We start from the raw sequence: 23,197 nt of genomic DNA, 5'->3' as shown, positions 1-23,197 counted from the left end.
GAGTGGTGTCCCTTCGGTTCACCACCAGGTTCTCGCGCACCGTCGGCCGGTGGCAGCGGCGTGATCGCCATGGTTCGAAAGGATCGCGCCACGCGGTGGCGGCCTACTCGCCCCGGGTGAACCTACTCGCCCCGGGTGAACCTACTCGCCCCGGGTGAAGGTGCGCCGGTACTCGCTCGGCGTCGTGTCCAGGATGCTCTGGAAGTGCCGCCGCAGATTGGCGCCGGTGCCGAGACCGACGTCGGCGGCGATCTGCTCGACGCTCCGCTCCGAACGCTCGAGCAGCTCACGGGCCACGTCGATGCGGGCCCGCATGACCCACTGCATCGGTGTGTATCCCGTGTCCTCGACGAAGCGCCGCGAGAACGTGCGCGGCGACACCGCCGCATGCCGGGCGAGCACCTCAAGGTTGAGGGGCTCGCCGAGCCGGAGAAGGGCCCACTCGCGGGTGGCCGCGAACCGCTCGCCGAGCAGCTCGGGCACGCTGCGCGGCACGTACTGCGCCTGCCCGCCGCTGCGGTAGGGAGCCGCGACCAGGCGCCGGGCCGCATGGTTCGACGCGGCCACCCCGAGGTCGCCGCGCAGGATGTGCAGGCAGAGGTCGATGCCGGAGGCCGCGCCGGCCGACGTCAGGACGCTGCCCTCGTCGACGAACAGAACGTTCTCGTCGAGCCGCACGAGGGGATGCCTCGCCGCCAGCGCCCGCGTGTAGTGCCAGTGCGTCGTGGCGCGCTTGCCGTCGAGCAGGCCCGTGGCGGCGAGCGCGAAGGCGCCGGTCGAGATGGCGGCGAGCCGCGCACCCCGGTCGTGTGCGGCGATCAGCGCGTCGACGACGGCCTGCGGCGGGTCGTCGCGGTCCGGCAACCGGTAACCGGGGACGAAGACGATGTCGGCCCACTCCAGCGCGTCGAGGCCGTGGGCCACGTGGTAGGATAGGCCGTCGCCACCGTTCACGAGACCGGGCGCCGCCCCGCACACCCGCACCTCGTACGGCATGCTCGCGCGGGTCGTGAAAACCTGCGCGGGAATGCCGACATCGAGTGGCTTCGCACCCTGCAGCACAAGGACGGCGACGCGGTACAGGCGAGAGGCTGGCACGGAAAGAGGGTACGGGGGGCGTGACGTCGACAGGCTCCGCGCCGACCGAAGCGCTGAAAGGCCGCCTGAGGCGCTGAACGGCCGACCGAAGCGCCGGTCGCACCGGTGTGACCGAGAACTCTAGTTGGCAAGTCATGGACTGAGACGCGCAGGTCGTGGGCGAGTGGAGAATCCTTGTTGGCAAATCATGAGAGGGATAGTTGGCAAATCATGAATGCACTCGTTAACTCTCTGTCACTGGAGGCAGCTCTACCAGCGACGATGCCGGCGAGAGGTTGAGTGTGCCGCGCAAGGCTTGCGAGATGATGGACTTGAGTAGCTAGGCCACCACTGATCGCCCGCCTCCGCCGCCGGTATGCGGACCGGCCGACCTCAGCACCCAGATGATCTCCGTCTACGAAAATCTTGCCAGGGCCGCGTTCACACGTACGGCGACACGCGGCCTGCGCCACGGTGTCAGGGCCGCCGATATCGCCTGATCCAGCCCGGTCTTGCGGACCGTCTCCACCAGCAGGATGCCTCCCGCCTGCGAGACCACTGCCCGGCCACCGCCCCCAACGTGGACACGAGGGTAGGAACCGATACGCTTCTTCACCTGGGAAGTGCCTCCGACGGTGGCAGGAATAAGGACCTCGACAATACTCATTCTTGCTGGTCAGAGGCATTTTTCGTTTACCCGACCACCCGTCGGACACCGGGCTTCATGAAAGCGCGAGGTTAGGAGACGCCTGCCCTGTTCTCAATCGCGGCAGCCAGGGCACGCTTACTTGACGCAGTTGGAGGACTCGATACCTGTCCGACGACGTGGTGGAGTTCCGTCACGGATAGGCGTCAGGCGGGAAGGCTGTGCAGTAACTACGACACTGTGTCGGTGGTTCCCTCTACCATGGGGCCATGGCGCAATGCACAGCACCATCCCGAGGCCACCGCACCGCGAGTGGAGCCGCGAACTGCCCAGCGTGCAGCAACTGGGGAAGTTCGCACTCCCGGTCGTCATACCCGTCGGGCTCCTCGTACAGCAGCGGCGGGGGAGGCCGGTCTTCGTCGTACGGCTCGTCCGGAGGTGGGACCTCGCGTCGCACCAGGTCCGGCAGGACGGTGTCGTACACCCCGACCGAGTGGCAGGCGGTCGAGCCCTACGCCGAGAAGGCTGCGGTACAGGCCCAGACGTACCCGGACAAGCGAGACCTCTTCCTGTGCCACGCCTGGAACGACCGTGAGGGCAGCGCGAAGGAGCTCTACGGCCACCTGAAGACCAGTGGCGCGACGGTGTGGTTCAGCGAGGAAGACATCCCGCTCGGTTCGCTGCAGATGCGCGAGATCGACAAGGGGCTTCGTAACTCCCGCATCGGCATCGTGCTGGTCACGCCATATCTACTCGAGAGCATCAAGAACGAGGGCATCGCCGAGAAGGAACTCGCCGTCCTGCTCAACACCAATCGCGTCGTGCCCGTGACGCACGGGGTGACCTTCGACGAGCTTTACGACGTCAGCCCCATGCTCGCGTCCCACTCCGGGCTGAGCACAAAGGAATCGTCGCTCGACGCCGTCGCCGCCAAGATCGCTGCTGCTGCCGCCGCGCTTCCCGCTGCCTGACGCTTAGCTCAACCCGCACGAGCAGTCGATGCCGTTGCCGCGACAGAAGAAAAAGTCGCAGCCGGGGTGGTGCTCACGGTTGGTGCGCTGCACTGGCACCCGGTCGACTACGAACGCGCGTCGTGGTTGTGGTCCGCTGACGATCTCGCGGAGCTGCTGCACCTCGCTCGGCCACAGCCGGTAGCCCGACGACAGCCGGGCATCCACACCGAGCGAGAACGGGCCGGCGGTCTGCTGCTGGACGGCATCGGCACCGTGCTCCGTCCATCGGGTGATGGCCTTCAGCAGCGTCAGGCGAGCTTCGGACCTCTGGGCGTCGGTCGTGTCCGCACCAAACAGGCCGGGGGCGATGCGGCGAGCCTGCCCGCTGGCCCCGGCGACCATCAGCGCGACGGACGGGTGCGACCGCACGTCGGCGAGCAGGTCGGTGTCGCGGAGGACATAGTCGTCGGCCATGGTAGCCACCATTCGTTGTTCGCGCCGGAGCAGGGAGCTGAGGAGCACCGCGATGGGTGCGAGGGGGCCGGGCGACGGCTGGTGCCGTGAATTTCTCCTGTGTGTCTCGTTGCTATGCCGAGAATCAGAGATCTCGTCCCCGTGGGGTCACCCCCCTGGGTCGTCGTCTGCACAACAACCGGACGTCCGGGCCGGGCAGGAGCGGCAGCCCCCACCCGACCCCGGTAGCCGGGTGGCTCAGTCATCCGCGATGGTCAGGCCGACCGTAGTGCTGTGTTGCTGGCGAAGCCGCGGGCGGGAACTGTCGGCGGTTCGAATAATCGACTCCACCAGTTACCGACTTCGTCTTGCTCTGGTACGCGGAGGCGAACTTGAGGGTGGCCGCCTGCGTGGAGGTGCTGGGCCGCGTGCCCGCGCAGTCGTAGTTGTCCTTCATCATGTCGAAGTAGACCGAGCCGCCGAGGATTTCCTGCGCCTGGTCCGGCGTGACACCGGAGCTGTGGAAGACCGGCAGCTCGATGCCGTTCTTCCGCAGCTGCTTGAGCACCGGCAGGACCTCGCTGGTGACGCCGCCGAGGTAGATGGCCTGCGGATTGGACGCCATCGCCTTCTGGATGAACGGTGCGAAGTCCGCCGTTCCGGCTGGGTAGTTGACGTGCGCGGTGACCTTTACCCCCTAGGAAGCCGCGCTCTTCTCGACCCAGGTCTCCAGGCCCGCGGAGTACGTGTCCGCGCTCGCACCCATGATGGCGATGCTGTTCTTCTTCAGGACGTTCTTGGCATACCAGGTACAACCCAGCGCATACCCCGGCGTCGCGGTCCGCACCAGGAACAGGTGGTCGCTGTAGCGCAGGATGCCGGGATACGTGCTATCCAGGATGTTCAGGACCTGTAGGGGATTGCGCTTGATGACCGACTGATAGTTCGACGTGCCGAGGCCGATGGCGAGCGCCGGGACCTTGTCCACGACCGCGAGCTGGCGGTAGGCGGCCACACCGGTGGTGCCGGCATCGGACTTGTCGTCGATGACCTTGACCGCGAGCTTGTACTTCTTGCCGTCGACGGAAACAACGCCCGCGGAATTGACCGCGTCGATGCCCATCTGAATCGCAATCTTCTCCGGGGGGCCGAGAGTGGAAAACGCCCCAGACAGTGAAAGAATCGCCCCGACGGTGACCGCGTCGCCCGACTGGGAACCGCCTGCCGGGCCGTTACCGCACCCGGTGCTCACGGGGGCGATCAGCCCACAACCGGCCGTGACAGCCAGCGCGCGTCTTGCATTTCCAAACATGAATACAGCCTCCTTGCTGGTGGTGTCGGCCAGACCCCGCGTCCCACGTAGCCTGTCCGATGTCCCGCTGCCGCGTTGACGCTACGCATCCTGGGAACTGGTCGACAGACGGAAAATCCAGCATTTTCGCCAAGTGAACATGGTGTTTCGGAGTACTCCTGAGGAGTACTCCGCCAGCCCGTAGTGCCGGGAGTTCCCGAAATGTTCTTGGATGCCAACTGGTTGCGCCTGTGCTGGTGCACCATTCGGTTTGGTTAAGCGATGAAACAGCCGAAGGGCGATAGGGGCAAAGGAATTGGTCTCGGCAGCGAGAGCCCTGCGCGGCGCGGGTGAATGCCTCGGTCCGAATATCTTGTGGAGCCGCGAGGCCGGTCAACCTGGGGGCCGGGCCCCAGGCTGGCCGCGAGTTCTCCCCGCCAAGCCAGGGATGAAGGACCGTCAGCAGTGCCGAACAGGGAAAATCCCCGGCGAACACTCGTGCGAACTCGCCTGCAGCGTGGTGCACTGCTGAGTCCGACGACGCTCACCCCATCCAGCGAGGTCAAATTACAGCGGGCGGAATGGAGTTCAGCGGTAGAGGGAAACCGGATCAGGCTGACGAGCCGGCGGGTCCGGAGCGGCCTTCAACCCCCACGCTCGCGTCACACTGCCTGTCGTCGTCACCGTCCCGGGAGACGACCGTGGTGCTGGCCTGGGCCAGTTCGAGGAAGGCCTCTTCCCATACCTCGCGGATATGACGGTTGATCATTGTGCGCAGGTCGGGCCATTGCTCGATCAGCAGATCGCGGTCAAGAATTGCGATCAGGTCGTCGTGCTGGCCTTTTGCGAGCACGGTCCAGTACAGACTCATGCAGGCCCTAGGCTTGTCGACAGCAAAACGCGTCACTCCGACCAGGCCACATGCAGAGGAAGGACGACGACACCACGGACGGGGCCCGCCAGATCTTGGAGTCTTTCGAGCAGGCGACGGCGATAGCGCGCCCAAAGGATGTCGCCCGGGGCCGTCGGCTTTGGGGCAGCGCCCGTGCCGGTGTCCATGCCCGCAGTATCCGTCAGTTCCTATCGACACCGACGGGTCGGCCACTGGGAAACGCGCCTCCCGCACCCGCGCGCTGGGACGGCCCACTGGTATCGGCGGGTCTGCTCGCCGAATCGGACGAACTGACGTCTTGGTAGCTCGGCCGCGGGGACACGGAGTGCTGACGATGCGTTAAATTTGCGCATTTCTGGTGACCGTGAGTCTGGGTGTGCCACTGTCGCACAGTGGTATCCGCGGTGGTGCGACGCAGTCAGACGAGGCGATGCAGGGGGCGGGGATGAGTGAGGCGAATGCCGGGTTGGGCTTTCGGCTGGTGCAGCGCAGTGTCAGGCCGCCGCGTGCTGTGTCGCTGGTGTGTTCGGGAAGGGGCTGGCGTGCGGACATGCTGCGGATGGTGGAGTGCTATGCGCGTACCTGGGGTGGTGACGGCCACGGTCTGATCGCCTGTACGCCTGCGTGGGAGATTGCGGAGCCGTTCTGGCGGCTGGCGGAGGCTTTCGACGCGGATCACTGGGCGGTGTTCGCCCGGACCGGGCGGGGTCTGCAGATGTCGGACCCTCAGGCGTACGAGACGCAGCTCGCCTCGATGGTGGAGCGGTGGGCCCGGGAGAACGACGTCGACGAAGCGCAGACCCGGCGGATGATCGAGCCTCAGTTCCTTGCGACCGGTGGCGCGGGGCCGGCGGTACCGCAGGAACTGGGGGATCGTATCCGTCGGCGTATGGCTCCGCTGGCGTCGGCGCAGGTGGCGGTAACGGGTGAGTTCCGGGCGGACGAGGCGCCGCCGCACAGGCTGGTGGACATGTGCGGGCTGACCTATCAGCCAGCACGCATCACGGGCCTCGATGCGGACGGGCTGCCGATGGCGGTGCAGTTGCTGGTCGCCGCGAGGACCGGGCTTGTTGCGCCCGGGCATCTGGCGGGGCTGCGGGAGCGCGGGGAGGTGGACCGTGTCACTGCGGGGGTGGACCGGGAGGGGCTGGCCCAGGTACTGCGCTTCGCGTGGACGGGCCGCACCGACTCGGACGTCGGCTATGCCGAACCGACGTTCCTGGAGGACATGCCGCTGACGCAAACCCGGCTGGGGTGCTCCTGGTTCACCGCGTTGAGCCCGGACGCGCACAGCGAACCGCTGGTGGTCATGTGCGGGGACAGCGCCGAGGACTTCTGCTACGCCTACACCCGCCGGCGTGTGGTGGGTGAGACGTACTGGCTGCCGCTCGGCCCGGACAGCGATGAGCTGAATGCGGTCCTGTACACGGAGCTGGCGCGGGTCCTGTACGAGTCGGCGGTGCCCTCGGCGTCGGGCCGCCCGGTCCTGCTGTCGTCGCTCACCCTCGATACGGATCAGCTGGACGAGGTTCGTGACCGGCTGCTGGCCACGCCCTGGGGCCGGATGGCGGCTTCCGGTTCCCCGGGCCGTGTGGAGGTGCGTGTCTGTGCCCCTGCGGACCTGCCGGTTCGGCGCAGCCTCCACCTGCTCGACAAGGCGCATGCCGGAGACACCCTGCACGAGCCGTTCCTGGGGAGCGCCCAGGCCAGGAACGTCGAGATCCCGCTGCCTGGCCAGGCGATAGGGGTCGAGCCGGACTCCTGCCGGTGGCAGGTGGACGTCCTGGACCCCGGCACTGTTCTTCCCGCCCGGTGGGCCCTGCGTGACGTGATCATCGCCGACGGCACCTCCTGGGGCGTCCGTTCCAGTACATCCGGTATCAGCGTCGACTCTCACGGCCGGATCTTCACTCTCGCCGGCACTTCCCTGGCCCAGCGGCTGGTCCAGGTACGGGTGCGGTTCCCGACCGCCCGCGAGGTCTTCACCACCCTCTTGGCAGGAGCGGGCGTCACCCTGGAGGAGTCCGACAAGGGCCGCTACACCCGGCGCATGATCGAGCTGTGGGGAGACTTCACCACCCTTGCCGCCGATCTCGCGGTGGGCCCTGCGGCCAGCCTGCTGTCCGGATGGATCGACGTCGGCAAGAAGCCAGGACGTGTCTATCAGGAGCGTAAATACCTGACGCTCGCCGACGCCAGCGCGATGACCGGCGGGAGCGAGGAAACGGCACGGCTGCTGCTGGATCGCTACCTGCAGCGGTCCATCGCGGCCCGGGGCCTGCTTCTGACCTGCGAGCAGTGTCTCGGCACGGCCTTCCACCGGCTGGAGGACATCGGAGCGCATTTCCGCTGCCAGCGCTGCCGCCAGCACAACCCGATCGTCCGGTCGGCCTGGAAGGGGCAGGAACTGGAGCCGCAGTGGTACTACGGCCTCGACGAGGTCGCCTATCAGGGGCTGCGCTCGAACATCCATGTGCCGGTCCTCGCTCTCGCCACGCTCGCTAAGTCCGCGCACTCCTTCCAGCACATGCCCGAGGCGGTCGTCCGCCGGGAGGGCTACCCGGACATCGAAGTCGACCTTTGGGCCATCGTCGACGGCCGGATAGTCATCGGCGAAGCCAAGATCAGCGACCGCCTCGAATCGACGAAACGCAAGGAGACACAGCGCTGCGCAGCCCTCAGGGGCTTGATCGAAGATCTCAGCGCGGACGAGTTCGTCATGGCCACGACCGGACCCGGCTGGGACGGGCGCACCGAGACCCTGGTGAACGAGAAGATCGCGCCGACAGCCAAGGTCACCTGGCTCACGAACCTTCGCTGAAGCGTTGTCGCCACGCTCCGCAGAACCGTCACCCCCGACAGTGCTACCCCATACGCTGCTGTTGCACCGATGCCGCCCGCCGAAGCGGCTGGTCTCCTTCTATGACCCAAGCTGATTCGTAGAGTTCGTGAATGCGCCGGCCGCGGCGGCCACGAACAACTACCCGCGCAGAAGGGAGCCCGAGAGCATGCAGCCGCTTCCCCGTAGCTTGGACCCGTTGCCCGGGGAGAGCCTGCCCGGCTTCCTGCTGCGGCTGCCGCGCAGGCCAGCAGGAGACTGTCGCCCGCCAGTCCCGACAGACGTACCAGCGTCCGGTAGCTGAGGTGTGGCGGATGATGACTGTGGTCGTTCACTGTGCGTGACGAGCGGCGGCTCAACCAGCGACGACATTAGTGAGGCGAAGTGCAGCATAGGCCTGCGAGATGGCTTGCTCGACCAGCAACGGAGCTTCAGTGGAGGCGAGTTGACGTGGAGGCCTCGTTCTGCCGGAACCCCGTCCCTGTCAGCATGGAGCGCGGCGGCTCCTGCTGCCCTGGACCTGCAGCGAGCCTGCCCTCTGCCGGTCAGCGGGCCGTCCCACCTGCAGCGGCGCGTACCGGCACACCGACCCTCGACTCCGGCCGTTCGAGGGTCGACCTTCACGACCTGCTCGGGTACTTGGACCCGGCAGAACTGGCGGCCGGAATCACGCTGACCGGCCAGCGCGACAATCGGCGTGGTCCGAGCCACCTTGCTACGCGACGGCAGGATCGCGTCTTGGGGTGCAGCTGGGGCACTCCGACGACCTCCGCCCGGGTAGCCGTCGCCACTGACGACGTCGACGGCTGAGATTTCTGGTGCCTGACCATCGCCAGCGTCGAGCAGTCGCTCGCCGAGTTTGCGACGCCCACGAATAACCCAGCGCACCGGCGTGAGGGGGACGTTCCTGCCCCGGGGGTGCGGCTTTCCCCATGTGGCCGCACTCAAGGCCGTGTTGAGGGGAACCGGCAAGCCACTGCCGCCATGGTCATCCACCCGGCGTGATCAACCTGCTGGGGCGCAGGACGGTGCACTGGGGCGTTCAGGTTCCCAGCTCAGACGGGGTTGTCGGGGTGCTGGCTGATCCAGGCCAGACCGATGGGGTCCAGGTGGTTGCGGGCTCGGGTAACGGCGACGTACGCCAGGCGGGCTTCTGCCTCGTCGACGGGCTGGGGAACGCGATGGCCTTGGGCATCGACTTGGTCGCTGTCGGCGGGTGGTGTGAAGTCGGGTGCGATGCGCACCCGGGCCCATTCCCGGCCTTTGGCCTTGTGGGCGGTGGACACGGTGACCTCGGCGGTGGCTTCGGGAACCAGGTGGTCGACGGCCTGGAGGATGGCCTCCGGGCCGTGCTCGTCGATGAGGTTGGCGAAGGGCTGCAGGTCGCTGCCGGCCGGGTCGTGCTCGGCGTAGTCGCGCAGTGCACTCCAGGTGGTGAAGAGCACGAGTTCGGGGTGGTGGGTAGGGCGTCCCTGGATGAGGTCGCGGGCGGCCGACGCAAGGGTGCGCAGCGAATCCCCGCCGCCGACTAGTGCTGTCGCGGCGCCCGATGCGATGAGGGCGAGGACCTCGGTCATAGCTCCGACATTGGTCCGGCACAGGACTGCGTCCGGGCGTCCCGTGCGGGATCCGACGGTGGTGGGGATGTCTGGTGTTCCGGAGAGCCGGATGTGTGCGTTGCTGAGGGTGAGCCAGCGGTTGGCCTCGATGGCGAGCGCCGGGCCGAAGCGGAAGGAGCGGGTGAGGGTGAGGTGGTGGCCAGCGAACCGGGCCATCACATCGCGGGCGCCGCGCCAGCCGTAGATGGCCTGCGCCGAGTCGCCGACCATGACGATCTGGGTACGCTCCTTGTGGGCCAGGACGATCTGCTCGAGGACGGGGTTGGTGTCCTGCGCCTCGTCCAGCAGCAGAAAGTCGCCGGGCAGGACGGGTTCGCTCAGGGCCCACATCTTCAGGTAGTGGTCGTGCTCGAAACGCACCGTGCCGCCGTGCGGGTCATGCAGGTCGGCCCACGCCTTGTCCGCGTACGGCAGGATCAGGTCGGCCAGCTCCGCATGGTCGTCCGGGTCGTCGATGCCCCGCAGATGCGGAACATGATGGTGGGCCAGTTCCGCATCGGCCGATTGGCAGAAGCGGGTCACCGTGCGCAGCGCCGCGTTGGAGAGGGTTGCTGGCATCAGGCCTACCCGGCCGATCTTGGCTGGGGTGTGCAGGCCCAGGTCCTGGCCGATCTGCCAGCCGGGCCTGCGGGGACTGTTGAGACGGCCGCGGTAGAGGTGGCCGAGAGCGGCGTAGGCCAGCGAGTGGGCAGTCTTGCACTGCACCGTCGGCGGAAAACGGGCGGCGGCATCCAGGGCGATGGAGCGGTTGAAGGCGACGTAGCGCCCACGCCGCCCGGGCATCTGCGCGGCGAGGAATTCGAGCGTAGACGTCTTGCCGGTGCCGGCGCCGGCCTGGATGGCGAGATGGCCGCCGCTTCGGAAAGCCTCCAGCGCGGCGGTCTGTTCGTCGGTCGGCGAAAAAGGCATAGGACAGCTCTCTCCGGAAGCTCGAAGGCGGCCCACGTCCGTGCTACATGGGCGCAGGAAATGGGCCACACCTGGGGCAGGTGCCGGAGTGAAACGTGCCATTGAACCCGCCCTTTACCTAGGCACGTGCCGCCCGGTCCGCTCGATTTGGTGACGTCGAGGCAACAAGGGTTCGAATCTGGCACGGATGCGCTAGAGCGCTGTCCCGTTCGGATGGCCGCTGGGCGGCTGGGCTCAGTTCTCGAACCGTGGGGGTTCGTGCCCTTGGCATAGCGGGCCGAGGAGCTCGCCCAGCGGGACGCCGAATGAGTGGGCGAGCGCATGCCAGGTGGCCAATGTGCCGATGGTGCGGCCCTGTTCGATCTCGATCAGGGTGCGGCGGGACAGGCCGCTACGCGCGGCGAGCTCGTCGTAGCTCCACCCGTGCTGCGCACGCAAGTGCGAGAGGGAAAGCCTCAGTGCCATCGGATTGGGCTCCGGCGGCGGCAAGATCGTCACCCGTCCATCACACGGTGCAGACCCCTGCCCTGACAGTGCAGACCTCTGCCCTATTTGTCGGTAACGGGCGCGCTCGATAGGGCAGAGGTCTGCACTACGGTGTCCGCTCCGGAGTCGCCCGGCATCAGGGCTGGCGACTGACCGATCACAGCTTGGGGGATTGATGTCCATGGCCCTGTCCACACGCGTCTGGACCGTCACGATCGGCAGCCCGGCGGGGTACCCCGTGCTCGTCTGCAGCGGGTGCGCGCTGCCCGTCCCGACTGTGGGGGCCGCCACGGTCTCGCAGATCCGCCGGCATCTCGCAGGCCACCTCATCGAGGCCCGGCTGCCGCCGCATCTGCGCACCTGCCGGTGCTGCGAGAAGTCCTGCGCATGGCACCGGCGCCAGGGGCCCTGCTCGGGGCCGCTGCGGCTCCTGCTCATCCGGGCGGACTGCGGCCGGACCTGGCACCTCGCCGACACCTGCGCCGCCTGCGCCGGTGCCATCCCTCACGCCGCGATTGTCCCGGAACCCCCGGAAAGCACCATCGTGCCGCGCGGGCGCATGCCCGCGGGTGAGGCGCCGGCAGATCTCACCCCTGAGCCCGGCGAGTGGGTGGAAGCGCTCTGAGCGTGTGTCCCTGTGTTCCAGTCCGGTCGGCGGCACGTTCTTAGTGCTCTCGTCGCCGACGTTGGGCCCGGCGCGCGGCACCCCCGCACACTGACCAGCAAGGCCCGCTCGGTGCTCTTCGCCGCCGCCACCCGGACCCGCGACGCCCTCACCATCACCTGCCCGGGCATAGCAGGGGCAGCTCCGCAAGAGAGAAGACAAGCATTCACCCGCCAAGACCCGGAGATACCAGACCAGACAGGTAATGCGATCCCGATAGGATGTGGTGGCCTGATTCATGTCCCCCTTCGCAAGGAGAGCCATCGTGGCTGACCGCTGGGTGTCTGCTGACGACATCGCGGCGCACCTTGGCGTTACCAAGGACACCGTCTACACATGGATCGCCGAGCGCGGGCTGCCCGCGCACAAGATCGGCCGGCTGTGGAAGTTCCAGGCCGGCGAGGTCGACGACTGGGTGCGCGCCGGCAACGCCGCCTCCCCGGCCCAGCCCTCTTGAGTCTCTGGGGCTTGATCTTCGTGCACAAGACGATGACCTTCATGAAGGAGGCGGAGTGAGCGAGCCTGACGGCGCCGGGCGCTACCGGCTGTCCTTCAGCGTTGGCGGGCTCTTCGTTCAGGAGGCTCCGATCGCGACGGACCTATACCTGCACCGCACCCGCAACTGGACCCAGGTACGCGAGGCACTGGACGCGGACAATCTGCTGCAGGCCCGTACCGCCTCCTCTGCCCGCCGGATGGGCCGGGAGCTGGTGCAGCGCATGGCAGAGCTTGACAACAACGAGCTCGAGTGGCTGATGGAGGGCCGCTCGACTGAGTGGGCCTACCTGATGTGGGTCGCGGCCTGCCGCCGCTACGCCCTAATTGGGGAGTTCGCCGAGGAAGTAGTGCGAGAACGCTTCTTGCTGATGACCCCATCCTTGGAGCCGGAGCGGTTTGAGGACTTCGTACGGTCCAAGGCGTTGTGGCACGACGAGCTCGACGACCTGAGCGAGAGCACGTTGCGCAAGCTGCGCACCACTGTGTACCTGATGCTGCGCGAGGCCGGCCTGCTGAGCGAGGCAGGGCAGATCATGCCCGCGCTGCTCTCAGAGCCTTTGACCCGCATATTGCGCCGCCGTCAGCCTTCCCAGGTCCGGTTCTTTCCGACCCTGATACCCCTGACCGGAGACGACGATGACTGACCGGACCTTGCCAGAGCAGGAGAAGCACCTGTTCGACGTGCTCTCCTCTGACCGTTTTCTGCGGATGGAAGGGCTGGGTAACGAGGTGCCCTTCTTCATCCAGTGGTACCCATCGGACTGGGCGCGAGGGATGGACGATGCCCGCAAGCGGGTAAGTAACCGCCTGTCCGCGCAGGGCATCACCGTGCGGGAGATCAACCTGTACGATCTGTCGATCGACCTGCTAAAGGACCGGGGGGTGTGGGAGCAGGTGCTGGCCGCGGAGCCGGAGTTGGGCAAGGACGAGTTCCGTGAGCTGTTGCAGAACATGCTTGACCCGCAGCAGCACCTGGCCCCGGCTGTCGCCGAACGGATTGGCGACGGCGGATTCGACATCCTGTTCCTGACCGGGATCGGGGAGCTCTTCCCCTACATCCGCTCTCACAACGTGCTCAACAACTTGCAGAGCGTCGTGGTGGCCAAACCGATGCTCATGTTCTTTCCCGGCAAGTACGCGCAGTCCGAGACTCTCGGGTCTTCGCTGGTGCTGTTCGGGCTGCTGCAGGACGACCAGTACTACCGAGCCAAGGACATCCAGGAACAGGAGGCCTGAGCAATGCTTCTGGGCACCATCTTCGCCAAGGACGTGCAGCGCCCCATCGAAGGCGTCATCAAGGCCGACGATACCTCGCACCTCGCTACCGAGGTCGAGGAGTATGTCCTGACCAACGAAGCCGCCAAGGGCCTGGAGACTTTGCTGGAGGAGTACACCGACTACCAGCACGCCAACGGAGTGTGGATCTCGGGCTTCTTCGGCTCGGGTAAGTCCCACCTGCTCAAAATGCTCGCCCACCTGCTGGGCGACGTCGATAGGCAGGACTTCACCCGCGTCCAGGTCACCGAGGCCTTTCGGAGTAAGGCCTCGGCGGACAATGCGTTCCTTGCGGCGCTGCTGGACAAGGCTGACCGCATCGGCGCGTACAGCCTGCTGTTCAACATCGACCAGAAGGCCGACGTGATCAGCAAGGACCAGGAAGACGCCCTGCTGCAGGTCTTCGTCAAAGTCTTCAACGAGCACCGCGGCTACTACGGCAAGCAGGGCCACGTGGCCCGCTTCGAGCGCGACCTGGACCGCAATGGTCAACTCGAAGACTTCAAGGCCGCCTACCAGCGCATCGCGGGCAAGCCCTGGAACGTGGGGCGTGAGGAAAGCGTGCTGCAGGAGTTCAATATCTCGCAGGCCTACGCTGAGGTTTCCGGGCAGACCGAAGGCCGCCCCACGGGGATCCTAGCCAAGTACCGGCAGGAGCACTCGGTCTCCATCGAGGACTTTGCCGAGGAGATCAAGGACTGGCTGGACGCCCGGGACGATCCGCAGACGCGCCTGAACTTCTTCGTTGACGAGGTCGGACAGTTCATCGGCACCAATAGCCGGCTGATGTTGAACCTGCAGACCATCGCCGAAGCCCTCAACTCCAAGTGCAACGGGCGTGCCTGGGTGTTTGTGACCTCCCAGGAGGACATGGAGATGGTCATAGGGGACCGCACCCGCTCCCAGAGCCACGACTTCTCCAAGATCCAGGCCCGATTCAAGACCCGCCTGAAGCTGACCAGTGCTGATGTCGAAGAGGTCATCCGCAAGCGTCTGCTGCGCAAGAACGGGCAGGGAGCTGCCGCACTGGAGGGCGTGTACGCCGAGCAGCACCCCAACTTCCGCACTCTGTTCGACTTTGTCGAGGGCACGACCTACCGCAACTACCCCGGCGAAGACTCCTTCGTGGGCACCTACCCGTTCGTGACCTACCAGTTCCCGCTGTTCCAGTCCGCGATCCAGGGGATCTCCGATCACAACTATTTTGAGGGCCGTAGCAGCTCAGTCGGCGAGCGTTCCATGCTGGGGGTCGTGCAGGAGGTTGCCAAGGAGCTCGGAGGCCTTCCAATCGGGTCGCTGGCGACCTTTGACCAGATGTACTCCGGCATCCGTGCGGCGCTGAAGTCTGCCACGCAGCGAGTCATCGTCCGCGCCGAGCAGAACCTGCCCGAAAACCAGCTCGCCATGCGCCTGCTCAAAGCCCTATTCCTGGTCAAGCACGTCGAAGGGTTCGTCGCCAACCCGCACAATCTGACGGTGTTGATTACCGATGGGTTTGATCGGGATATCGCCGAGCTGACCCGGCAGGTCAAGACGTCCCTGGACCTGCTGGAGACCGAGAACTACATCCAGCGCACCGGGACCGTGTACGCCTTCCTCACTAATGACGAGCAGGAGATGGAGGCGGAGATCAAGAACGTCGACATCGAACCTGGTGAGGTCAAGGGTCGACTGTTCAAGATTTTGTCGGAAAACGTGGTGCGCCTGAACAAGGTGCGCTACGCCAAGAACAACCAGGACTTTTCCTTCTCCTACAAGCTCGACGACCAGCCCTACAGCCGCAACCAGCAGGCTGACCTGACACTGCACTGCATCAGCCCGGACTACGAGTACGACTTCGATGTCGTCAAGGCTCACAGCGCGGGCCGGGACGAACTGCGCGTGGTCCTGGGCGACGACGCCCAGGCCATGGGTGACCTGCAGCAAGTCATCCGCACCGAGAAGTACATCAAGCGCCGTCAGACGACATCACTGTCGGCTTCCCAGCAGCAGGTCCTGCAGGCCAAGGCCGCGCAGAACATTGAGCGCACCAAGGACGTGATCGAGCGGCTGCATACCATGGTGGGCAAGGCTCGCCTGGTGATCAACACGGCCGAGGTGCCTGTGACCTCTGGTGATGCCGAGGCTCGCGTGCGTGAGGGCATGCAGGAGCTCATCACACGCACCTACACCAGCCTGCAGATGCTGGGCGGGGTGCGCTATCAGGACAACCAGATCCAGGCGGCAGCCAACCCTGAGGGGCAGGCCCTCTTCGATGCCGAGGGCCTGTCCAAGCTGGACGTGCCTGCCGGCGAGGTGCTCTCTCACGTGACTCGGCGGGGTAACAAGGGTGAGCAGGTCACAGTCAAGGCGCTGGTTGACCGTTACAGCACTAAGCCGTTCGGATGGGACCTGCCCTCCATCGAGGTCGTGATCGCCCATCTGGTGGGAACAAGCAAGCTCACCCTGAGCATGGACGGTGCCACCCTCAAGCGCACCGAGATCCCGCGGGCGCTGAGCAACACCCAGAAGCACTCCCACATCCTCGTCTCCCAGCAGAAAACCTTTGAAGCCCGCAAGGTCAAGGATCTGCAGACCTTCGCCAAGGACTTCTTCGACGAGCCGACCGTTCCCGGCGACCCGTTGGAGCTGGGCCGGTACGTGGCCGACAACCTGCAGAAGAAGCGCGCTGAGCTGGCTGGCTATCAGGAGCAGCAGGGCCGCTACCCGTTCCTGGCTGGGCTGGACGGCCCGGTTGCCCTGTTGCAGCAGGCCGTGGGCAAGGGTGAGGAGTGGTATTTGACCGACTTCATCATGGCCGAGGACCTGCTGGATGCCAAGGACGAGCAGATCACCCCGGTCGTGAGCTTCTTCAAAGGAGCCCAGAGGGGCATCTACGACTCCGCCCGCGACTTCCTGCAGACCAATAGCACCAATCTCGGCTACCTCGAAGCAGACGCCACTGGGCAGATCCAGGCCCTGCTGGACGACGAGAACCTGCTGCGAGGAGGCAAGATCACCAAGCTCAAGCAGGCCGTTGAGGGCGTGCAGGCCCAGGTTGCTGCCCGCGTAGAGCAGGCCGTCCAGGAGGTCGCGGCACGCATAACCGATCGGGTGCGGTTGCTGCAGGAGACCAGCGACTACCAGCAGGCTACTGACGCCGCCCGCCAAAAGGCCGACCAGACCGTCAAGGTCCTATTGGACAGGATTGCCGCGGCTAACCAGATCGCCACGATCAACATGTTGGCTGGTGACTTCGCCGACACTGCCTACCCCGCGCTCCTGGACTCCCTGACCAGCAGCACGCCCCAGAACGAACCCGAGCAGAACGGCGCCTCTGACAACTCTGGGAGCGGGGCCGCAGGCGGGCGGGCCAGCACTCCCGTGCCTGTGCCGGTCAAGCACACGACCGTCTCCATCAAGCATGTCAAGGTCAATGGTGGGCCCACCCTGCTGGAAAGCCCCCAGGATGTGGACGCCTACCTCGATGCCCTGCGTCAGGCACTGATCACCACCATCGATTCCGGGAAGCGAGTGGTCCTGTGATGGACATCAATGCGCTGAGGAACTTCGCGACCTGGGCACGCACCGTCCTGCTGCGCGAGGTTGAGGCCCGTGCCACTAGCGTCTTGGCCGCAGGTTCGATCGAGCGCGTCGAACACCACGGGCGTGTCCGACGCCTGGAAGCTGACATTCAGGCGGCCGGAGGCGAACAGGCCGGCCGTCAGGCCGTGGTTGACAAGGTCGCCTACACGTGGTTTAACCGCGTTATCGCGCTGCGTTTCATGGATGCCAACGGGTACACCGGTGTCGGAGTCGTCTCCCCGGCCGAGGGCCAGCTGGGCGGGCAGCCCGAGATCCTGATTGATGCGAAGAATGGCGTTTTCGATGCCAACGTCGTGCGTCAGACTGTGATTGACGAGGTCAACGCCCTGCTGGACGAGCAGCGCACCAGCAACGACCCTCAGGGCGAGGCGTATGCGCGCCTGCTGGCCGAGTACTGCCATCACTGGCATCAGGCGATGCCGTTCATGTTTGAGTCCGACGACCTGCAGGACTACACCGAACTACTGCTGCCCGCTACGCTGCTGGCCGAGGATTCCATCGTCTCCCGTGCCGCCACAGCCCTCACCACAGAGGTGTGCGAGGACGTCGAGGTCATCGGATGGCTCTACCAGTTTTACATCGCAGAGCGTAAGGGCGAGGTTTTTGCGGGCCTCAAGAAGAACAAGAAGGCTGGCGCCGAGGAGATTCCGGCGGCCACCCAACTGTTCACTCCGCACTGGATCGTGCGTTACCTCGTGGAGAACTCGGTGGGACGCCTGTGGATGCTCAACCACCCCGGTTCTTCCTTGGTCGACCGGATGGACTACTACATTCCCCCGACCAGCCAGCAGGCCGACTTCCTGAAGATCACCTCTCCCGAAGAGCTCACGGTCATTGACCCGGCTTGCGGGTCCGGGCATATGCTTACCTATGCCTTTGACCTGTTGTACGCGATCTACGAGGAAGAGGGCTATGCACCCTCCGAGACCCCGGCCGCGATCCTGACCCACAACCTCTACGGCACCGAGATCGACCCTCGCGCTGCGGCCCTGGCCGCCTTCGCGCTGACGATGAAGGCTCGCGCTCGCCACCGCCGCTTCTTTGCCAAGCAGACTGAGCCAAACATCTGCGTGCTCAACCCGATCTTCTTTACCTCGACTGAGCTGGACCTCTTGATCACCAAGGACGCTGACCGGTACCAGGAGGAGATGTTCTGGAACCAGTTCCAGCATGCAGACACCCTCGGCTCGCTGATCAAGCCTGACGCCTCACTCATTGACCAGCTGCACCAGCACATCGAGACCACGCTCAAGGTCAGTGACGACCTCCTTACGGGGGCCCTATACCCCAAGGCGACGCGTGTGCTGCAGCAGGCCCAGTACCTGCAAACCCGCTACGCCACGGTTGTCGCCAACCCTCCGTACATGGGCGGGCGCAGCATGAATGGGGTCCTTGCGGACTTCGCCATGGAGGAGTACGCCAACTCCAAGGCAGACCTATTCTCGATGTTCATCGAGCGGGCACTGAGCTTTCTGACCCAGCAGGGTCTGGCCGCAATGATCACTATGCAGGGCTGGGCATTCTTGTCCTCCTTTACCAAGCTGCGCGAGGCGGTCCTAGCTGAGGCGAATGTCCACCTCTTCGCTCACCTGGGGCCCCGAGCCTTCGACAGCATCGGAGGCGAGGTGGTCACTACCGCAGCCTTCGTACTCGAAGAAGCGCCTGCGAAGCGGAGTGCAGGGACCTACATTCGCCTGACCGACGGGCGTAACGAAGCCGAGAAGAGCGCCGCCCTCCGTGCCGCTGCCAAGGCGAAGAATCACCCGCAGCGTTACGAGGTCCACCCCGACGCTCTGAGCACTATTCCCGGCACCCCGCTGACATACTGGGTCACCGAAGGTGCCGTGCAGGCCATCGCTAAGTTCCCGACTCTTGGTGAAGCCGCCAAGCCCCGCCAAGGCCTGGCAACCTCTGACAACGACCGCTTCCTCAAACAGTGGTGGGAGCCGGCTCTCGGCGAGATCGGTTTCGGAATGCCCGACCGTCATGCCGCGCAGGATTCAGGGCGGCGTTGGTTTCCCTGCCAGAAGGGCGGACCCTTCCGCAAGTGGTACGGAAATCACTCGCTGGTGGTCAACTGGCACAACGACGGTGAGGAGATGGTCGCCCTGGCCACGGAGAGGTACGGCTCGCCTTCCAAGCGCATCCCTAGTATGGATTTCTACTTCCGCCAGGGCGGCACTTGGTCGACCATCTCAGCTAACTCCTTCGCCATGCGCTACAGCCCCGCCGGGTTCATCTCGGAAACCAAGGGGGCCATGTGCTTTGCGGACGACGAAGCGACCTTGAAGGCGATTATGGCCTACGCCAACAGCACTAGCGCCGACTACTTCCTGGGACTCACTTCCCCCACCTTGGACTTTCATGAGGGGCCGGTCAGCAGGCTGCCCTTCGATCCCGCGGTCTCGTCTGAAGTACTTGATCGTGTGGGTCGGTGTATCGAGATCGCCCGAGCGGACTGGGACTCCCGTGAGGAGTCCTGGGACTTTCAGCGTTCCCCGTTCCTGCAGAAGCACTTCACCACCACACAGGCGCTGGCCGAACGGTACGAGCTGATCCGCCAGCAGCAGCGCGATGAGGTAGACGAAGTCCGTGGACTGGAGGCGACGAACAACGCCTACTTCGCCGACCACTACGGGATCTCCGGTGATGTTGAGGTCGACGTGGCTACTGAAGATGTCGCCCTGTGCGCCAACCCCGACTTCACCTTCTCTCACCTGAAAAGCGTCGATGAGCGCGAGAATGCCATGCGCGCCTCGATGGCCACGGACCTGGTGTCCTACGCGGTGGGTTGCATCTTTGGCCGCTACAGCTTGGACACGCCTGGCCTGATATTGGCCGATCAGGGAAGCGGCACGGCAGTCTATGAGACTGAGGTCCCCGAACCATTGTTCCTGCTGGATGAGGACAACGTCATCCCGGTGCTGGGCGACGACCGGTTCGAGGACGACATTGTCGCCCGTTTCCGTAAGTTCCTGCGAGCAGCGTTCGGTGAGGAGCGCTTTGAAGAGAACCTGCGGTTCGTGACCGAGGCACTGGCTGCCAAGGGCATGCGGGAGTACTTCGTCAAGAAGTTCTACGAAGGCCACGTCCAGCGATACAAGAAGCGCCCTATCTATTGGATGTTCTCCAGCCCGAAGGGAACCTTTAGCGCACTGGTCTACCTGCACCGCTACACGCCCTCGACGCCCAGCACGGTGCTGGGCTACCTGCGCGAGTACCGCAACAAGCTGGCCTCTGCCCTGGAGAACGCCGAGCGCACTGCGCAGAGCGCTGCAGGGCGCGAGGCCGCTGCCGCGCGCAAGGAGACCGTGCAGTTGCGCAAAGACTTGGTCGAGCTGGAGGCCTACGAGCATGAGGTGCTCTACCCCCTGGCCACCCAGCGCATTGAGCTGGACCTGAACGACGGAGTCAAGGCCAACTACCCGAAGCTCGGCTGTGCGCTGAAGAAGATCAATGGCCTGGAGGCCAAGTAATGACTTCGATCGCCGCCCGCCTGCGGCGCCTGTTCGAGACCCAGCGGGTTGTGTTCTGGCACGACCCGGCCAGCGAACACACCGCCTCCCTTGAGGCGCTGGACCTGCCCGGCGTCGAGGTCGTGCGAGTGCAGAACAATGAGTTCGCGCTCAAGCACCGCTTCCTGAGGGAAGAGCCCGAGACGAAGTTTCTCGTCTACAGGTCTGGTCAGGTCCCCGAGAAGACCGGGAACTGGCTGCTGGACCAAGAGCTGGCCTGGGGCGTGTTTTCGGCGGACAAGGCAAGCCTTCTGCGCCATGACCTTGGCCTGGAGGGCGAGGGCATCGACGAGATCGTGGCTGCCCATGAGGCATTCTTCTCCGACGAGACCTTGGTGGCGCTGCTCAAACCCCGCCTGGCGGCAGGGGACGGACCGTTGAAACTACAGGCCAAGATGAGTGGGGTCCTGTTGGAGGAGAAGGACCACAGCCTGCGGGAGATCACCCGCAGGCTGTTGGTCGAGCATGCCTCGGGCAAGGGCAAGCAGACCGCGTTGTTTGACCGTCTGGCCGAACACCACCTGGACTCCTACTTCTGGCAGGGCGCCGCCGGCATCTACGGTTACAAGTCGGCGCAGCCGAGTATGGCCGACTTCGTGCTGTGGCTCTTTACCCAGGCCTTCCGGCGCTTCCCCGGGAAGGACACGGCAGCCAGGGATATCCGCCTGGACTTCGAGTCCTGGCGCAACGGCCGGCGCAGCCAACAAGCCATGCAGAAGCTCGCCGAGCAGGTCGCCCAGGACATCTCTTACGCCGACCAGATTGAGAACCGTGACTTTCGCGATCTGTTGGAGGACGACGTCTTCCCGCAGACTGAGCAGAAGATTATTTCGGCCCTGGCCGGGAAAGTCACCGACCGTACCATCCCGGCCAGCGAGGTTGCCGAGATCGTGCGCAAGCGCAAGCCCAACAGCCTCTGGTACGACCAGTATGAGGCCGCCTACCGGGGCCTGGAGATCGCGGCGGACCTGATCAATCGGTTGTGGACGATCGACCTGAGCATCGTGTCCTTCGATGACGGGCTGACCAAGTACTGCACTGGCTGGTACGTCATCGACCAGCGCTACCGACAGTTCCTGCACCAGGCCCGAACCCTGGCCGACCGCTCCGACGTCCTGGAGCACCTGCGAGAACAGATCAACCGGCAGTACCTGAATCGGTTCCTGCAGCCGCTGGGTGAGGCCTGGTCGCAGCACCTACATGCCCTGACGGCGTGGAAGTCGGACGTTCTGCGCCCGCAGACGAAGTTCTTCAACGACCACGTGGCCCCGCTGCACCGCAAGGACCGCCGCGTCGTCGTGATCATCTCCGACGCCCTGCGCTTCGAGGTTGCCGATGAGCTCAAGAGCGAGATCAACGGCCTGGACAAGTACTCCGCCGTCCTGGATGCCGAGAGCACGATGCTCGGGGTGCTGCCCAGCTACACCCAGATGGGCATGGCGGCCCTGCTGCCGCACACCACGATCGGCCCCACCGGCAAGGACGACCAGGTCCAGGTTGACGGACAGGCGGCCGGGGGCGTGGCCAACCGGTCCAAGATCCTCGCGGAGGTCGGTGGGACCGCGGTCAAGGCAGATGACGTGCTGAGCATGAAGCGTGATGGCCTGCGCGCGCTGCTGCAGGAGCACAAAGTCGTGTACGTCTACCACAACCGCATTGATGCAGTCGGCGACAAGATGGAGACCGAGCGCAACACCCCCGAGGCCGTGGCCGCCACCCTCGAGGACCTCAAGAAGCTCGTGCGGCTCTTGATGAACGCCTACGCCGGCACCGTGATGATCACTGCTGACCACGGGTTTCTGTACCAGGAGATCAAGCCCATCGACCCCGAATTCGTATCCGAGGAACTGCCGCAGGGCGACGAGATCTTCAAGCAGGCCCGCCGATACGTCCTGGGCAAGGGTCTCAAGGCCGCTCCCGCGCTGCACACCTTCACCGCCGCACAGATCGGCCTGGAAGGCGAGGGCATGCAGGTGCAGGTTCCCCGGGCCAACCTGCGGCTGCGCCGCTCGGGCTCGGGCACCCGGTTCGTGCACGGCGGCGCTTCCCTGCAGGAGGTCGTGGTGCCAGTGGTCAAGGTGACCAAGAAGCGCACCAGCGACCTGTCTCAGGTCGGGGTCCGCATCATGGCCGAGGGCGACAAGATCACCACCGGGCAGGTCGTGGTGCGCTTCTACCAGGAAGACGCTGTGACCGAGAAGGTCCAGGCTCGCACCGTGCGGGTTGGCCTGTACGTCGACAACGTGCTGATCTCCAACCAGCCCGAGCTGCACTTCGACCGCACAAGCGAGGACAAGCGCGACCGTTTCCAGGACGTGCGGTTGCTGCTGTCGCGAGAGGCTGACGAGCTCAACGACCGCACTGTTGAGTTGCGTCTTGATGAGCCCATAATCGGCACCACCGGGTGGAAGTCGATGTCGCAGAAGGCGACCTACACCCTCAAGCGCTCCTTCACCTCCGACTTCGACTTCTAGGGGAACCACGTGATCTACGAC

Annotated in this window: 14 protein-coding genes and 2 pseudogenes; 9 read left to right on the top strand and 7 right to left on the bottom strand. The window is 65.2% G+C overall.

The window, feature by feature from the left end; all coding sequences use genetic code 11:
- Nucleotides 1-141: 141 nt before the first annotated feature.
- Together C8250_RS11650 and C8250_RS11645 are read right to left on the bottom strand one after the other, a co-directional pair.
- Nucleotides 142-1,098, bottom strand: a complete 957-nt coding sequence (locus C8250_RS11650) for a helix-turn-helix domain-containing protein (protein ID WP_138352713.1) — start codon at nt 1,096-1,098, stop codon at nt 142-144.
- A gap of 436 nt (nt 1,099-1,534) precedes the next feature.
- A pseudogene (locus C8250_RS11645) lies at nt 1,535-1,693 on the bottom strand (IS1380 family transposase); the annotation flags it as partial.
- Nucleotides 1,694-2,196: 503 nt separating this feature from the next.
- Here C8250_RS11645 and C8250_RS11640 point away from each other — a divergent pair.
- Nucleotides 2,197-2,694: a toll/interleukin-1 receptor domain-containing protein gene (locus C8250_RS11640; RefSeq protein ID WP_138352712.1), complete on the top strand. Its 498-nt coding sequence runs from the start codon at nt 2,197-2,199 to the stop codon at nt 2,692-2,694.
- Between the two features lie 3 nt (nt 2,695-2,697).
- Here the strand turns inward: C8250_RS11640 and C8250_RS11635 are convergent, their stop codons facing one another.
- From C8250_RS11635 to C8250_RS44825, 3 genes and pseudogenes are all read right to left on the bottom strand, one after another.
- On the bottom strand, nt 2,698-3,150 hold the full coding sequence (locus tag C8250_RS11635) for a hypothetical protein (RefSeq protein ID WP_138352711.1): 453 nt from the start codon (nt 3,148-3,150) through the stop codon (nt 2,698-2,700).
- Nucleotides 3,151-3,391: 241 nt separating this feature from the next.
- Nucleotides 3,392-4,441, bottom strand: a pseudogene (locus tag C8250_RS43485) (ABC transporter substrate-binding protein).
- A gap of 589 nt (nt 4,442-5,030) precedes the next feature.
- Nucleotides 5,031-5,291, bottom strand: a complete 261-nt coding sequence (locus C8250_RS44825) for a hypothetical protein (RefSeq protein WP_346268740.1) — start codon at nt 5,289-5,291, stop codon at nt 5,031-5,033.
- Between the two features lie 571 nt (nt 5,292-5,862).
- On the opposite strand from C8250_RS44825, the gene C8250_RS11615 reads away from it, so the two are divergent.
- A complete protein-coding gene (locus C8250_RS11615; RefSeq protein WP_138352708.1) occupies nt 5,863-8,133 on the top strand; it encodes a hypothetical protein in 2,271 nt (756 codons plus the stop codon).
- A 1,073-nt stretch (nt 8,134-9,206) separates the two neighbouring features.
- Here the strand turns inward: C8250_RS11615 and C8250_RS11610 are convergent.
- Nucleotides 9,207-10,679 carry a UvrD-helicase domain-containing protein gene (locus tag C8250_RS11610; RefSeq protein WP_138352707.1) on the bottom strand — a complete coding sequence of 491 codons (1,473 nt, stop codon included), beginning with the start codon at nt 10,677-10,679 and terminating at the stop codon, nt 9,207-9,209.
- Between the two features lie 234 nt (nt 10,680-10,913).
- A complete protein-coding gene (locus C8250_RS11605) occupies nt 10,914-11,177 on the bottom strand; it encodes a helix-turn-helix transcriptional regulator (RefSeq protein ID WP_138352706.1) in 264 nt (87 codons plus the stop codon).
- Between the two features lie 169 nt (nt 11,178-11,346).
- Here C8250_RS11605 and C8250_RS11600 point away from each other — a divergent pair, with 169 nt between their 5' ends.
- The 7 genes from C8250_RS11600 to pglZ all read left to right on the top strand — a co-directional run bounded on the left by C8250_RS11600 (nt 11,347) and on the right by pglZ (nt 23,176).
- Nucleotides 11,347-11,790: a hypothetical protein gene (locus tag C8250_RS11600; protein ID WP_138352705.1), complete on the top strand. Its 444-nt coding sequence runs from the start codon at nt 11,347-11,349 to the stop codon at nt 11,788-11,790.
- A 301-nt stretch (nt 11,791-12,091) separates the two neighbouring features.
- Nucleotides 12,092-12,286, top strand: coding sequence for a helix-turn-helix domain-containing protein (locus C8250_RS11595; protein ID WP_346268800.1), 195 nt, complete (start codon nt 12,092-12,094; stop codon nt 12,284-12,286).
- Nucleotides 12,287-12,341: 55 nt separating this feature from the next.
- Entirely contained in the window at nt 12,342-12,971 is a 630-nt protein-coding gene (locus tag C8250_RS11590) for a DUF1819 family protein (RefSeq protein WP_138352703.1), read from the top strand.
- Nucleotides 12,964-13,563, top strand: a complete 600-nt coding sequence (locus tag C8250_RS11585) for a DUF1788 domain-containing protein (RefSeq protein ID WP_138352702.1) — start codon at nt 12,964-12,966, stop codon at nt 13,561-13,563. Before C8250_RS11590 ends, C8250_RS11585 begins: the two co-directional genes overlap by 8 nt.
- Before the next feature lie 3 nt (nt 13,564-13,566).
- On the top strand, nt 13,567-17,127 hold the full coding sequence (gene brxC / locus C8250_RS11580) for a BREX system P-loop protein BrxC (RefSeq protein ID WP_138352701.1): 3,561 nt from the start codon (nt 13,567-13,569) through the stop codon (nt 17,125-17,127).
- The gene (gene pglX, locus C8250_RS11575) at nt 17,127-20,663 is read left to right on the top strand and encodes a BREX-1 system adenine-specific DNA-methyltransferase PglX (RefSeq protein ID WP_138352700.1); all 3,537 of its coding nucleotides are present in this window, start codon (nt 17,127-17,129) and stop codon (nt 20,661-20,663) included. The genes brxC and pglX overlap by 1 nt, the downstream gene beginning before the upstream one ends.
- Complete coding sequence (gene pglZ, locus C8250_RS11570; RefSeq protein ID WP_138352699.1) at nt 20,663-23,176, top strand: BREX-1 system phosphatase PglZ type A; 2,514 nt, start codon at nt 20,663-20,665, stop codon at nt 23,174-23,176. The genes pglX and pglZ overlap by 1 nt, the downstream gene beginning before the upstream one ends.
- Nucleotides 23,177-23,197: the final 21 nt, after the last annotated feature.

It is taken from the genome of Streptomyces sp. So13.3 (assembly GCF_005860785.2).
In the GTDB taxonomy this organism is placed as follows: domain Bacteria; phylum Actinomycetota; class Actinomycetes; order Streptomycetales; family Streptomycetaceae; genus Actinacidiphila; species Actinacidiphila fildesensis.
This window is presented reverse-complemented; position numbering and strand designations above follow the sequence as displayed.

Excerpts from the sequence above, each read along its gene's own strand:
- C8250_RS11635 (WP_138352711.1), bottom strand. The coding sequence starts at position 3,150 with ATGGCCGACGACTATGTCCTCCGCGACACCGACCTGCTCGCCGACGTG.
- C8250_RS44825 (WP_346268740.1), bottom strand. The coding sequence starts at position 5,291 with ATGAGTCTGTACTGGACCGTGCTCGCAAAAGGCCAGCACGACGACCTG.
- C8250_RS11615 (WP_138352708.1), top strand. The coding sequence starts at position 5,863 with ATGCTGCGGATGGTGGAGTGCTATGCGCGTACCTGGGGTGGTGACGGC.
- C8250_RS11610 (WP_138352707.1), bottom strand. The coding sequence starts at position 10,679 with ATGCCTTTTTCGCCGACCGACGAACAGACCGCCGCGCTGGAGGCTTTC.
- C8250_RS11600 (WP_138352705.1), top strand. The coding sequence starts at position 11,347 with ATGGCCCTGTCCACACGCGTCTGGACCGTCACGATCGGCAGCCCGGCG.
- C8250_RS11585 (WP_138352702.1), top strand. The coding sequence starts at position 12,964 with ATGACTGACCGGACCTTGCCAGAGCAGGAGAAGCACCTGTTCGACGTG.
- brxC (WP_138352701.1), top strand. The coding sequence starts at position 13,567 with ATGCTTCTGGGCACCATCTTCGCCAAGGACGTGCAGCGCCCCATCGAA.
- pglX (WP_138352700.1), top strand. The coding sequence starts at position 17,127 with ATGGACATCAATGCGCTGAGGAACTTCGCGACCTGGGCACGCACCGTC.
- pglZ (WP_138352699.1), top strand. The coding sequence starts at position 20,663 with ATGACTTCGATCGCCGCCCGCCTGCGGCGCCTGTTCGAGACCCAGCGG.